The sequence below is a fragment of the Neorhizobium sp. LMR1-1-1.1 genome (genome assembly GCF_040675795.1).
Taxonomy (GTDB): domain Bacteria; phylum Pseudomonadota; class Alphaproteobacteria; order Rhizobiales; family Rhizobiaceae; genus Neorhizobium; species Neorhizobium cellulosilyticum.
The window spans coordinates 180585-194123 of the sequence record NZ_JBEGHE010000080.1 but is presented as its reverse complement, the minus strand read 5'-3'; the positions used below and the strand labels follow the sequence as shown (position 1 = coordinate 194123).

The 13539-nt window shown below is 58.6% G+C and carries 10 protein-coding genes; 8 read left to right on the top strand and 2 right to left on the bottom strand.

Annotated elements, in window-relative coordinates; all coding sequences use genetic code 11:
* Positions 1-394: 394 nt before the first annotated feature.
* From MRBLMR1_RS29125 to MRBLMR1_RS29105, 5 genes are all read left to right on the top strand, one after another.
* A complete protein-coding gene (locus MRBLMR1_RS29125) occupies positions 395-1342 on the top strand; it encodes a phosphoribosylaminoimidazolesuccinocarboxamide synthase (RefSeq protein ID WP_148143676.1) in 948 nt (315 codons plus the stop codon).
* A 42-nt stretch (positions 1343-1384) separates the two neighbouring features.
* Entirely contained in the window at positions 1385-1987 is a 603-nt protein-coding gene (locus tag MRBLMR1_RS29120) for a TetR family transcriptional regulator (RefSeq protein ID WP_148143678.1), read from the top strand.
* Positions 1988-2140: 153 nt separating this feature from the next.
* Positions 2141-3328 (top strand): efflux RND transporter periplasmic adaptor subunit, encoded by a 1188-nt coding sequence (locus MRBLMR1_RS29115; RefSeq protein ID WP_148143680.1) that lies wholly within the window; start codon positions 2141-2143, stop codon positions 3326-3328.
* A gap of 56 nt (positions 3329-3384) precedes the next feature.
* Positions 3385-6495: an efflux RND transporter permease subunit gene (locus tag MRBLMR1_RS29110; RefSeq protein WP_148143681.1), complete on the top strand. Its 3111-nt coding sequence runs from the start codon at positions 3385-3387 to the stop codon at positions 6493-6495.
* A gap of 112 nt (positions 6496-6607) precedes the next feature.
* Positions 6608-8053: an efflux transporter outer membrane subunit gene (locus tag MRBLMR1_RS29105; RefSeq protein WP_148143683.1), complete on the top strand. Its 1446-nt coding sequence runs from the start codon at positions 6608-6610 to the stop codon at positions 8051-8053.
* Positions 8054-8186: 133 nt separating this feature from the next.
* Here the strand turns inward: MRBLMR1_RS29105 and efp are convergent, their stop codons facing one another.
* Positions 8187-8756, bottom strand: coding sequence for an elongation factor P (gene efp, locus MRBLMR1_RS29100; protein ID WP_112509099.1), 570 nt, complete (start codon positions 8754-8756; stop codon positions 8187-8189).
* 162 nt (positions 8757-8918) lie between these two features.
* On the opposite strand from efp, the gene epmA reads away from it, so the two are divergent.
* Positions 8919-9983 (top strand): EF-P lysine aminoacylase EpmA, encoded by a 1065-nt coding sequence (gene epmA, locus MRBLMR1_RS29095; protein ID WP_148143685.1) that lies wholly within the window; start codon positions 8919-8921, stop codon positions 9981-9983.
* Entirely contained in the window at positions 9980-11026 is a 1047-nt protein-coding gene (locus tag MRBLMR1_RS29090) for a lysine-2,3-aminomutase-like protein (protein ID WP_148143688.1), read from the top strand. Before epmA ends, MRBLMR1_RS29090 begins: the two co-directional genes overlap by 4 nt.
* A 225-nt stretch (positions 11027-11251) precedes the next feature.
* Here MRBLMR1_RS29090 and MRBLMR1_RS29085 read toward each other — a convergent pair whose 3' ends face one another.
* Positions 11252-12295, bottom strand: a complete 1044-nt coding sequence (locus MRBLMR1_RS29085; RefSeq protein WP_500067074.1) for a glycoside hydrolase family 5 protein — start codon at positions 12293-12295, stop codon at positions 11252-11254.
* Between the two features lie 280 nt (positions 12296-12575).
* Between MRBLMR1_RS29085 and purU the strand changes: the two genes are divergently transcribed.
* Positions 12576-13460 carry a formyltetrahydrofolate deformylase gene (gene purU, locus MRBLMR1_RS29080; protein ID WP_148143690.1) on the top strand — a complete coding sequence of 295 codons (885 nt, stop codon included), beginning with the start codon at positions 12576-12578 and terminating at the stop codon, positions 13458-13460.
* Positions 13461-13539 lie beyond the last annotated feature (79 nt).

The window sequence follows — 13539 nt, the reverse complement described above, 5'->3', positions numbered from 1 at the left end:
CAGTTCTTCGAGACCTAACCGGAGCCCGGTCCCAATCAGCAAATGCCAATCTTTAGTGGTTTTCTTTAGAACGAGAAGCTTCGTCGCTAGCAGCGCCGCCGCCCTCGTCAGTGAGCGGGTTATAGTCGGAACACCTTTTTCAAGTCAACACGCCCAGTCGCAAAAACTTCAAAAAAATTGCAAGACATTGATTTTAAATAGATTTATGCATTTTTGCGAGATCCTCCGGGATTCACCAGCCTTTAACCAGGAGGAATTCGACGATGGATCTCCCCGGGGCGGCAGCTGGACCATAAGGCCGCAATATCCTTGTGCCGAAAAGGCGAAACATGCGATAGCGAAAGCACCCTATATAGAGACCCTGGCCCTCTTGGCCGTTTTCGGAGCGATCATCGTGCGCGTCTTGGAAGAAGCTTTTATTGCCGAACTGCCCAAATATTATCGCGGCAAGGTGCGGGAGAATTACGACCTGCCGAGCGGCGAACGCATCATCATTGCCACGGATCGTCTGAGCGCCTTCGATCGCATCATTACCTGCATTCCGGATAAGGGCCATGTCCTGACCCAGACCGCCCGCTACTGGTTCGAGGCGACGAAGGACATCTGCCCCAATCATGTTATCGCCTATCCGGATCCGAATGTCGTGGTCGGCAAGCGTCTCGATATCCTGCCGGTCGAGATCGTCGTGCGCGGTTATCTGGCCGGCACGACAGGCACCTCGCTTCTCACCCTTTATAAGAAAGGTGAGCGCAACATCTATGGACTGAACCTGCCCGATGGCCTGAAGGATAATCAGGCGCTTCCCGAACCGGTGATCACTCCGACCAGCAAGGCCTTCGATGGCGGCCATGACGAGCCGCTCTCACCCCGAGACATTATCGATCAGGGCCTGCTGACAGCAGAGCAATGGCAGACACTTTCGACCTATGCGCTCGCTCTTTTCGCGCGTGGCCAGGAGATTGCAGCAAAACGCGGCCTTATCCTCGTCGACACGAAATATGAATTCGGCACCGATGCCAACGGCACCATCATTCTGGCTGACGAAATCCATACGCCCGATAGCAGCCGTTACTGGATCGCCGACAGTTATGATGAGGCTTTTCGCACCGGCGGACGTCCGAAAAGCTTCGACAAGGACTTTGTTCGGGCCTGGGTCGTGGAGCGCTGTGACCCCTATAAGGATGAACTCCCACCCATTCCCTCGGACCTCATCGAGGAAACGTCGTCCGTCTACCGGCACGCCTTCGAAATGATCACCGGCACGCCCTTCGTTCCTGACCGGAGTGGCGAAACGGTATTACAGCGTATCCGCACCAATCTTGCGCCCTATTTCGTCAAATAGGGCTCCGCCCGTTTATCGAGGTAAAAAAACGAGGACTTAAGCGTGCGAAAACCGCGCCGCAAAGCTGAAGAAACACGCGAAGATATTTTGCGGACTGCCGATGCCCTTTTCCGCGAACGGGGCATCGCCAAGTCGTCCATCGCCGACATTGCTCATGGACTTGGCATGTCGCCGGCCAACGTGTTCAAGCACTTCAGTTCGAAGACGGCGCTGATAGACGCCATTTGTGATCGTCACATCACTCACATGATCGGCCGTTTCAACACGGTCGACACACCTGCTCCGCCGCCTGAAAAGCTCGGGCTCGTAGTCCGCCGGTTGATGCAGGCCCATATGGAAGATATTCGCGAGAACGCATTCTTCCTTGAAATGATCTTTCTCGTGACGCAGACCGAGCTGGAGAGCGGCTTTCATTACAAGCAGCTCATCGAGGATCTTTTCTTCAATCTTATTCAGGATGGCGTCAATGCCGGCGTTTATCATTGCGCCGATAGCCGCAAAACGAGCCGCTACGTCGCTGCGTCTTTTGCCAGTGTTCTTCATCCTATATTTCTTATTCACGAAACGCAGGCTGAGCTGGACGAGCGGCTGAATGGTCTCGTTGACCTTGCCAATGCAGCCCTTCGAAACCCGCTTGCAAAGTGATGGAAATTAAATTACGTCACTTTTCGAGCGAGCGGACGTGACTCCTCATGTCTGCGCCCTAGTTCTGCCGGTATCCTGCCGGCTAATTGCCGCCTTCGTCCCCAAAGGCGGCAATCGAGATATCCTTCACGCCTCAGCGTCTGGAAAAGAATCATGAACCTTCGCAAACTGGTGCTTCCACTCTTCCTTGTAACTGCGCTTTCCGCCTGCAGTGATCAGGGGCAGCAATCCGCAGGCCAAAGCCAGCAGAAGCCGGCGTCACCCGTCAGCGTCGTCGTGATGAAGAAGACCGACCGTCCGATCACCAACGTGCTTCCGGGCCGGGCCGTCGCATTCCAGACCACGGAGATCCGTCCGCGCGTCACTGGCGCCATCAGCGAGATCACTTTCAAGGAAGGAAGCGAGGTCAAGGCCGGCGAGGTTCTCTACCAGATCGACGACGACACCTATGCCGCAGCAGTCGCACAGGCGCAGGCTGCGCTGCAGAAGGCTCAGGTCAGCATTCCTGCAGCCCAGGCGAACATGACCCGCTACGAACGGCTGGTGAACAGCGGCGCGACCCAGATCGAGTATGAAAATGCCAAGGTGACGCTGCTGCAGGCCGAAGCCGATGTTGAATCTGCCAAGGCGGCCTTGAACTCGGCCCAGATCGATCTCGACTTCACCAAGATCCGTGCGCCGTTCGATGGCCTGACGACGATCTCGACCGTCAGCATCGGCAATATCGTCACGGCCAACCAGACCACCGCGCTGACCACTTTGCGCAATATCGATCCGATCTATATCGACCTTATCGATTCCAGCACCAATCTCCTGGAACTGCGCGCGGCTGTTGCTTCGGGCCGTCTTCACGGCGATCCTCGCACGGCCGATATCAGCCTGATGCTCGAAGATGGGACGAAATACGACCATAACGGCAAGCTGAACATGGCGGAACTTGCCGTCAGCGAGACCACAGGAACCTACCAGATCCGTGCCATATTCGACAATCCCGATCACATTATCCTGCCGGGCATGTATGTTCGTGCGACCGTTACCGTCGGTACCGAGAACGGGTATCTCATTCCACAGAGAGCCGCGACGCGTAATGCCCGTGGCGAACTTTCGGCAAAGTTCGTCACGGCTGACAACAAGGTCGAGACCCGCACCTTCACCACCAGCAAATCCTCTGGCAACAACTGGCTTGTGACCGACGGCATCGCCGATGGTGACCGCCTCATCGTCGACGGCTTCCAGTGGATCGCCGATGGCGCACCGGTTCAAGCAGTCGAGGCAACGGTCAACGACCAGGGTTTCGTGGTCGAAGAGCCGAAAGTCGATGAAGCAAAGCCCCAGAAGTAGGAACGGCTGACGCTCGCCCGTAAACGCGGCCCCAAAACGCGGCAAGGAATTTCGAAATGGCGCATTACTTCATTCGGCGGCCTGTCTTCGCCTGGGTCATCGCAATCGTCATCATGCTGGGTGGCGCACTTGCCATCACCACGCTGTCGATCTCGCAATATCCCGATATCGCCCCGACGACCGTGCGCATCAGCGCAACATATAATGGCGCCAGTGCCGAAACGGTCGAAAAGTCAGTGACCAGCATCATTGAGGACGGCATGACCGGCCTTGATGACCTGACCTACATGACCTCGTCATCCTCGACGGGCAGCGCCAGTGTCACGCTGACCTTCGGCAACAGCATCATGCCAGACATCGCCCAGGTCCAGGTGCAGAACAAGCTGCAGCTGGTACAGTCGCAATTGCCGGATGTCGTCCAGAGCCAGGGCATCTCGGTCACCCGCTCGACATCGAGCATTCTCATGGTCGGCGCACTCGTTTCGGAAGACGGCAAGCGCAGCTCTGTCGATCTCGGCGATATTTTCGCGACCTCGATCGAAGATCAGGTACAGCGGCTCGAAGGTGTCGGCAGCATTAATGTCTTCGGCTCCGGTTATGCCATGCGCGTCTGGCTCGATCCGTTCAAGCTGCAGAAATACCAGTTGACCGCGGCCGACGTGACCTCTGCCATCGAGGCACAGAACACCCAGGTTTCTGTTGGTTCGCTTGGCGCCCAGCCGGTGACGGAAGGCCAGCAGCTGACGGTCACCATGACAGCGCAGAGCCAGCTGACCACCGTCGACGAATTCGAACGCATCATTCTGAAAGTCGAGCAGGACGGCGCAACGGTTCGTCTAAGCGATGTGGCGCGCGTCGAGATCGGCCAGGAGTCCTATGGCGGCAGTTCGCGTTCCAACACCAAGCCGGCAGCCGGTTTTGCCGTTAACCTTGCAACCGGCGCCAATGCGCTCGATACGGCAGCCCGCGTGAAGGCCGAGCTGGATCGTGTCGCAGGATCGCTGCCGGATGGCGTCGAGATCACCTACCCCTACGACACGACCCCCTTCGTCAAACTGTCGATCGAAAAGGTCGTTCACACGCTGATCGAAGCGATCGTTCTCGTCTTCGTCGTTCTTCTCGTCTTCCTTCAGAACCTGCGCGCCACCTTCATTCCGATGATTGCGGTACCCGTCGTGCTTCTCGGGACATTCGGCATCCTTGCCCTGACGGGATATTCGATCAACACACTGACCATGTTCGCCATGGTTCTGGCGATCGGGCTTCTGGTCGACGACGCGATTGTTGTCGTCGAGAATGTCGAGCGCATCATGGACGAGGAGGGTCTTTCGCCGCTCGAGGCGACCGAGAAGTCGATGCATGAAATCACCGGGGCGATCATCGGTATCGCACTGGTTCTGACCGCCGTGTTTATTCCCATGGCCTTCTTCGGTGGCTCGACGGGCATTATCTACCGACAGTTCTCGGTCACGATCGTTTCGGCCATGCTTCTGTCTGCTGTCGTCGCCATCGTGCTGACGCCGGCACTTTGCGCCACGATGCTGAAGCCGATCGACCACGCCAAAAAGAAAAGCGGCATCGGCGCGAAGTTCAACAATGGCTTCGACAAGACGACGAACGGTTATGTCGGTACGATCGGTTATCTTCTGAAGCGTCCGTTGCGCGTCATGCTGCTGTTTGCGCTGATCGTCGGCGGCTGCGCCTTGCTGTTCACCAGACTGCCGAGCTCCTTCCTTCCCCAGGAAGACCAGGGTGTTCTGATGACGATCATCCAGACGCCGGTCGGCTCCACGACGGCGCGCACGGAAGAAGTCGTCAAGCAGGTGGAATCCTACTTCCTCGAAAAGGAGAAGGATAATGTCGATGCGGTTTTCGGCGCACTCGGCTTCAGCTTCAGCGGCACGGGCCAGAACAACGCCATCGTCTTCACCAAGCTTCGCGACTTCTCGGCGCGTGAAGGTGTGGGCCAGTCTGCGGCGGAAGTTCTGCAGCGCGCGCAGGGACATTTCTTCACCCTTCGCGATGCACAGGTGTTTGCCCTGCTTCCTCCCGCAATCCAGGGGCTGGGCAATTCCAGCGGATTTTCCGCCTATCTGGTAGACAGCGGCAATAACGGCAATGACGCGCTGACCCAGGTCTCGCAGCAATTGATCGGCGAAAGTGCGACAAACCCGATCATCAGTTCGCTCCGCAGTAACAACCAGCGCAGCGAGACCCAGCTGAAAATCCTGCTCGATCAGGAAAAGCTCGGCGCCATGGGCGTCGATCTCGCGGCTGTCAACTCGATGCTCGCGACGATCTTTGCCGGACGTGACGTCAATGACTTCACCCTCGATAACGAGCTTAAGCCGGTTTATGTTCAGGGTGATGCGCCTTACCGCATGCAGCCCGACGACCTCAAATACTGGTATGCCCGCAATACCGATGGCGAAATGGTGCCTTTCTCTTCGTTCAGCAAGCTGGACTGGGTTAACGGAACGCCGCAGCTTGCTCGTTACAACGGCACCAGCGCGATGTCGCTGGAAGGTTCGACCAAACCCGGCGTAAGCACCGGCGAAGCTATGAATGAGCTGGAACGCTTAGTAACCGAGTTGCCGGGTGGCTACACCGTCGCATGGCAGGGGATTTCCTACCAGGAACGTCTGTCTGGCTCACAGGCACCGATGCTCTACGCATTGTCGGTCCTGATCGTATTCCTCTGCCTCGCAGCACTTTATGAAAGCTGGTCGATCCCGTTCTCGGTCATCCTTGCGGTACCGATCGGCGTGCTCGGTGCTCTCGCCGCAGCCTATCTGTCAAGCCAGTCGAACGACGTCTATTTCAAGGTGGGCCTGCTGACGACCATCGGTCTGGCGGCGAAGAACGCGATCCTGATCGTCGAATTCGCCAAGGACCGGCAGGCGACCGGGATGGGCCTGATCGAAGCAACCCTGGAAGCGGCGAGACTTCGTCTGCGTCCGATCATCATGACGTCGCTCGCCTTCATCCTCGGCGTCGTACCACTAGCAATTGCGACCGGGGCAGGCTCTGCCGCGCAGAATGCAATCGGTATTGGCGTGCTGGGTGGTATGCTTTCTGCAACACTCCTCGGAATTTTCTTCGTTCCGACGTTTTTTGTTGTCGTCAGGCGGTTATCAAAACGTGAAAAACAGGCGACAACTACGTAAATCCGTTTACCAGTTGGTGGCATTCTGTCACCGATTCGGATTACGGTCGCCAATTCAATGATGTCGGCCCCGACACTCGCGGGCTTGTAAGTAAGGGCTTTGGGACAAAAATATGATTTCCACTCGCGCAGCCGCCCCCCTCGTATTGCTACTGCTGTCCAGCTGCACACTTGGTCCTGACCATACTGCACCGCAGATTTCGCTTCCGGCAAAGTTCGCCGAAGGATCTGCGACGAGCAATGGTGATGTTGCCAAGAATGCCTGGTGGACAGCATTCTCCGACACACGCCTGAATGGTTACGTCAACCAGGGTCTCTCGCAGAACCTCGACGTGCTCCAGGCTCTGGAACGTATCAATCAGGCACAGGCAGCCGTCATCAGCGCCGGCGCCGGTGGTCTTCCGTCGCTCGACCTGAGCGCACAGGCCGGACGCAGCGGTGCCAGCAGGCTCGGCGGTAACCCAGGCGCCACCTCGCTCGCCGAGCAGAATTCTGCTTCCGGTGGCCCGACCGCCTCCTGGTTCCTCGATCTCTTCGGCCTCTACGCCCGCTCCAGGGAAGCAGCACTTGCGGATCTCGACGCCAGCTATGCAAGCGTCGACGTCGCGCGTTTGACGCTGCTTTCTGCTGTTGCAGGCGCTTATATCGACGTTCGTTATTATCAGGAACGCATCGCGCTGACCCGCGCAAACCTTGATTCACGCCGCGAGACGTTGAACCTCACCAAGCTTCAGCTCGAAGCCGGCGCTGCATCGCGACTGGATGTCGTTCAGGCCGAAGGTCTAGTCAACTCCACCCTGTCCACCTTGCCGGGTCTCGAGACCCAGTTCCGTCAGGCAGCACATCGCATTGCGACCCTGCTCGGCCTGCCGGCATCCTCGCTGATCGCAGACCTGCAGCGTGGCGCACGCCAGCCGGTTGCGCGCTTCAGCCCGAAGTCGGGTGTGCCGGCAGACCTGATCCGCAACCGTCCGGACGTTCGCGCCGCCGAACGCCAACTGGCAGCCGCAACCGCCCGCATCGGCGTTGCAGAAGCCCAGCTTTACCCCTCGATCTCGCTTGGCGGTTCGATCACACCTTCCTATTCCAAGGTGTTGGGTAACGACTCGGGCATTCTGTCTTGGTCCTTCGGTCCTTCGCTTTCGCTGCCGATTTTCGATGGCGGTGCTTTGAAGGCAAACGTCAAGTCGAACGAATCGGCTGCACGCGAAGCCTATCTCTCCTGGAAGCAGACGGTTCTGGGCGCAGTTGAGGAAGTTGAAAACGCTCTGGCTGCGGTTTCCCGCGATGGCCGCACCGTTGCTGCCCTACGCGCAACCGTGAAGTCCTATCAGGAAGCCCTCGAGCTTGCGACCGCAAGCTACCGCGACGGCGCCTCCTCGCTGCTCGACGTTCTCGATGCGCAGCGCCAGGTCTCCGACTCGCAGGCAAACCTTGCTCAGGCCGTGCAGCAGATGGCGCAGAACTACGTCTCGCTCAACGTCGCGATCGGTGGCGGTTATGCAGTCGGCTCAACGGCCAAGACGGAAGTTGCTTCTGCCAAGGTCGTCAAGGACTGACGCCGGGATCGAGGTCGGTTCGCCGGCCTTGCTTCTTCTCTTTATCGGACACAACAAAAAACCTCCGGAGCACAAGCTTCGGAGGTTTTTTAATGCCATTATGAAGGCCGGGGACGATGCCCCGGCAAATTTCTTAGTTCTTGGCGCGCTCGACGTAGGAATTGTCTTCCGTTGCGATGACGACGCGGGTGCCGGCATCGATATGCGGCGGAACGGCGGTGCGGATGCCGTTGGACAGCATGGCCGGCTTGTAGGAAGACGAAGCCGTCTGGCCCTTGACGACCGGTTCGGTCTCGGTGATTTCGAGAATGACGTGACGCGGCAGTTGCAGGGCAAGCGCCACACCTTCGTGCATCGACAGGATGCAGACCATGCCTTCCTGCAGATAGGCCTTCTGGTCACCCATCGTGTCGACATCGACGACGATCTGGTCATAGTTTTCCGGGTTCATGAAGTGGAAGCCTTCGCCATCTTCATAAAGGAACTGGTGGTTGACGTCTTCGACGAAGGCGCGCTCGACCTGTTCCGTCGTACGCCAGCGCTCCGACACCTTCACGCCATCGACGATGCGGCGCATGTTGACCTGGGTAACAGGCGTGCCCTTGCCGGGGTGGAAGTTTTCAGCGGTGAGAACGACATAGAGCTTGCCGTCGACATCGATGACGTTGCCCTTGCGGACGGAAGAGGCGATGACCTTGACCATAAGAGTTCCTTGTAACTCGACCGGCCACGTCGTAGATGACTGGCGAAACGGCCGTAGAGATGCTTTTCAGGTTTCCTTGCCGGCGCAACTAACGCAAAATCCGCCAAATAGCCAGCCCCGGCATTGGCTGACATTGCCCGACAAGGCGAGAAAGCTTCGTCCATGAACCATCCCGGCGTCTCCGCATTCCCCTGGTGGACCAAGAACAGCCATGCCGACCGCCGGCCCTTCCTGATTGGCCGCAACCGGGTGCAGACGGCGCTGAGAGCTTTCTTCTCCTCGCGTGATTTCATCGAGGTCGATACGGCGACGCTGCAGGTATCGCCCGGCAATGAGACGCATCTCCATGCTTTTGCAACCGAAGCCCTGACAATCGACGGCGAGGCGGCCCCGCTTTACCTGCACACGTCGCCGGAATTTGCCGCCAAGAAGCTGCTCTCAGCCGGCGAGACCCATATCTTCACCTTCGCGCATGTCTATCGCAACCGTGAACGCGGACCGCTGCACCATCCCGAATTCACCATGCTCGAATGGTATCGCGTCGACGAGGCCTACGAGCAGCTGATGGCGGATTGCGCTGACATGCTGAAACTTGCCGCAGAAACGACCGGCACGAAGCGCTTCTCCTTCCGAGGCATGGAGATCGATCCGTTTGCCGAGCCGGAGCGACTGACGCTTGCCGAAGCTTTCGACCGCTTTGCCGGCATCGATCTCCTGGCCTCGGTTGCCGCATCCGGCGAGACAGATCGCGATCTGCTTGCCGCGCTCGTGCGCAACGCCGGAATGCGCGTTGCCGAAGACGACAGCTGGGCCGACCTTTTCAGCAAGGTTCTGGTCGACAAGATCGAGCCGCATCTGGGACAGGATCGTGCGACGATCCTCTGCGAATACCCGATCTGCGAGGCGGCGCTGGCCCGCCCGTCTGCCCGTGACCCACGCGTGGCGGAACGGTTCGAGCTTTATGCCTGCGGCGTAGAGCTGGCCAATGCCTTCGGCGAGCTGACCGATGCCGGCGAACAACGCCGCCGTTTCGAACACGAGATGGCGGAGAAAGCCCGCATCTACGGTGAAGCCTATCCGATCGACGAGGATTTTCTCGCGGCCCTGGTTTTCATGCCCGAAGCGAGCGGTGCGGCGCTGGGCTTCGACCGGCTGGCCATGCTGGCGACGGGTGCGACGCGCATCGATCAGGTCATGTGGGCGCCGGTGGCGGAGGTGCATTCTTGAGCGCAGCCCGTTCACTGAAGACACCGGACGAATTGCAGGCGGCCGAGCTTGTCGCGCTCGAGCAGATCGATGCGATCCGCTCTGTTGCAGAACATTATGCAATCGCGATCACGCCAGCCGTGGTATCTCTGATCGACCGCGCAGACGCTGCCGATCCGATTGCGCGGCAATTCGTGCCGGATGCGGCCGAACTGATAACGACGCCGGAGGAGCGGGAAGATCCGATCGGCGATGCCGCGCACAGCCCGGTCAAGGGCATCGTCCACCGTTATCCCGACCGTGTGCTGCTGAAGGCCGTGCATATCTGCCCGGTCTATTGCCGTTTCTGTTTCCGCCGCGAGATGGTGGGGCCGCAGGGTGACGGCACGCTGGCGCCCGACGAACTGGCAGCTGCCCTTGCCTATATCGGCGATCATCCGGAAATATGGGAAGTCATCCTCACCGGCGGCGATCCGCTGGTTCTGTCTCCGCGCCGGTTGGTCGAGATCATGCGTGGGCTGGCCGCGATCGACCATGTGAAGATCGTCCGTTTTCACACGCGCGTGCCCGTGGTCGAGCCTGACCGTATCAACGAGGCGCTGATTGCGGCGCTAAAGGAAAGCGGCAAGACCGTTTATGTAGCACTTCACGCCAACCATCCGCGCGAGATGACGATCGAAGCTCGTGCCGCCTCCGCAAGGCTTGTCGATGCCGGGTTTGCGATGGTGAGCCAGACGGTGCTCCTGAAGGGTATCAACGACGATCCGGCCGTGCTGGGCGACCTGATGAGAGCCTTTGTCGAGACGCGGATTAAACCCTATTACCTGCATCATCCCGACCTCGCCCCCGGCACCGGCCATTTCCGCATGGATATCGAGGAAGGCCAGAAGATCGTCTCGGCCCTGCGCGGCAACATTTCCGGCCTCTGCCAGCCGACCTATGTGCTAGATATTCCAGGTGGCCATGGCAAGGCGGTGATCGGCGAAAATGCTATGCGTGGTGAAGGCGGCTGTTATTCGGTAAGCGATTTCCGCGGCGGCGAGCATCGGTATCCGCCGGAGTGAGAGAGGCTCAGATACGCCTCCACCGTAATTGCGCCTGCAGCCTCGTCCGTTTGCGGGCAAACGATAGCAACAGCTAAATGAGACACAAGCCCTCAGGAGGCTAGAGCACCTCGCGATCCCTCAGATCAGCTTGCCAAACCTTAGCTGCCGCATGTCTTATTCCGAAACGGGAAATCGCTTTCTCTCCCCTTGTGGGAGAGGTTACAAAACTTCACCGTCCGACCCTCACCCGCCACAGGTCTTTCGATCGGCAAAATAGGTTTGCAGCGTCTGCATCTGCGGGCGGTCGCCGGTGTCGGTCGGCTGGATGTTGAGCGGTTCGGATGGTTTCCACCAGTCGCCGGCCGCCCAATAGGACCAGCCGAGCCAGACATCCGGCCGGCTTTCGACCACTGCCACCATATCCTTGAGCGACTGCTGGCAGGCCGGCATGGTCGGGACGGCGAATTCTCCGAGAAACCCGCGGCGACCCTGGGCGGCGAGCCAGTCGCCCATATCGGTGATGGCCTTCACGGCATCGGCCGCACGGCTGCATTCATCGTTCTTGCCGGAAAAGTCGACATCCAGATATTGGTGAACTTCGAAGGCATAGTTATTGGCAGGATCGGTCATGCCCGTCATCACGCTTGCATTCGGCGTGCCGTAATCGCCACCTGACCAGCTATGAGCACCGGTCCATGCGGTGCCAGGCACGAGAATCAGGTTATCGGCACCGGTCTGCCGGATAGCGGATATCGCGCTGTTGGCGGCCGAAAGCCAATCCTCTGCGGATATGCCGTAAGGCTCGTTCATCAAGCCGAACAGGATGCCGTCCTGGCTTGCAAATGTCGCGGCCAGCCGTCGCCAGAAATCCGCAAACGCGCTTTGCGGCACCCCGTCCGAGCCGATCAGCTGGTCTTCATAGCGTCCATAGTTATGCGGATCGAGAACCACCTGCATGCCGGCAGACCGGATGGCCTTCACAGTCGCACGCAGCCGCTTCAATTCGGCGGTGTTGAATTTGTCGTAGAGCTTGGGCTGCAGGCGTTCCCAGAGAAAGGGCAATCGAACGCCGGTAAAGCCTTTGTTCTTGAAATAGGCGATCGTCTTGTCGGAAGGATAGATGTAGCCCGTGCCGTATTCCTGACCGAGACTGCCGAATTCGGCGCCTGCGAGATTGATGCCTCTCATGCACTCAGCCGATTGTGCCGAGCCGGCCGCGACAGCGACACAGGAAAGGGCAACCGCAAGCCGCCGCGCAAAAGCTCTGTATCCTACGCGTCTGTTCACACTTCATCTCCGGTATCGCGCGGTACCCTCGCACCTGCACATTATGAAATCGCTAATAAGGCAGGCTCGAGCATTCACATCGTTTGACGGCGGTCCTGCGCCCGCGAAAGGCGCAATAGGAACGGAATTTTGCACCGCCGCGCCTAATGTGACGCGATGAAGGACGATGGCAAGCGTCACAGGCGCAAGAAAAACGGCACCCGGACAACCCGCGCAGTTTCCATCGGCTGTCATCACGTATAGGGCATTTGCTGAAAGCGCAGTGCAGGGGAGACGACGAATGAAAAACTATGTCCTGACGGTATCGTGCCGATCCACACGCGGCATCGTTGCCGCGATATCCGGTTTCCTTGCCGAAAAGGGCTGCAACATCATCGATAGTTCGCAGTTCGACGATCTCGACACCGGCAAATTCTTCATGCGCGTGAGCTTCATTTCCGAACAGGGCGCCGAGCGCGACGCGCTGCTTTCCAGCTTCGCCCCTGTCGCCGAGAAATTCGGCATGGACTGGGACGTCTTCGATCAGGCAGACCGGATGAAGGTGCTGCTGATGGTATCCCGTTTCGGCCATTGCCTGAATGATCTCCTCTACCGCTGGAAGATCGGCGCGCTTCCGATCGATATCGTCGGCGTCGTTTCCAACCATTTCGACTACCAGAAACTGGTGGTGAACAACGACATTCCCTTCCACCACATCAAGGTGACGAAGGACAACAAGCCGCAGGCCGAAGCGCAACTGATGGAAGTCGTCGAGACGAGCGGCACCGAACTTGTCGTGCTGGCGCGTTACATGCAGGTTCTTTCCGACCAGCTCTGCAGCAAAATGTCCGGCAGGATCATCAACATCCACCACTCTTTCCTGCCGAGCTTCAAGGGCGCCAACCCTTATAAACAGGCCTATCAGCGCGGTGTAAAGCTGATCGGTGCCACGGCGCATTACGTCACCGCCGACCTCGACGAAGGCCCGATCATCGAGCAGGACACGGTGCGCGTTACTCACGCACAGTCGCCGGATGACTATGTTTCGCTTGGCCGCGACGTCGAGAGCCAGGTGTTGGCTCGCGCCATCCACGCGCATATCCACCACCGGACTTTCATCAACGGAAACCGCACCGTCGTCTTCCCGCCAAGCCCGGGTTCCTACGCATCCGAACGCATGGGATAAATCGCACAAGCAAAGGCTGAAAGTCCCTATGGACGCAGCGTTTACCTGCGCTATCCTCACGTCAAGGTTTTACCGGAGA

What these genes read in the sequence shown, in the direction of transcription:
- MRBLMR1_RS29115 (WP_148143680.1), top strand. Translation starts at nt 2,141, where the DNA reads ATGAACCTTCGCAAACTGGTGCTTCCACTCTTCCTTGTAACTGCGCTT.
- MRBLMR1_RS29110 (WP_148143681.1), top strand. Translation starts at nt 3,385, where the DNA reads ATGGCGCATTACTTCATTCGGCGGCCTGTCTTCGCCTGGGTCATCGCA.
- MRBLMR1_RS29105 (WP_148143683.1), top strand. Translation starts at nt 6,608, where the DNA reads ATGATTTCCACTCGCGCAGCCGCCCCCCTCGTATTGCTACTGCTGTCC.
- efp (WP_112509099.1), bottom strand. Translation starts at nt 8,756, where the DNA reads ATGGTCAAGGTCATCGCCTCTTCCGTCCGCAAGGGCAACGTCATCGAT.
- epmA (WP_148143685.1), top strand. Translation starts at nt 8,919, where the DNA reads ATGAACCATCCCGGCGTCTCCGCATTCCCCTGGTGGACCAAGAACAGC.
- purU (WP_148143690.1), top strand. Translation starts at nt 12,576, where the DNA reads ATGAAAAACTATGTCCTGACGGTATCGTGCCGATCCACACGCGGCATC.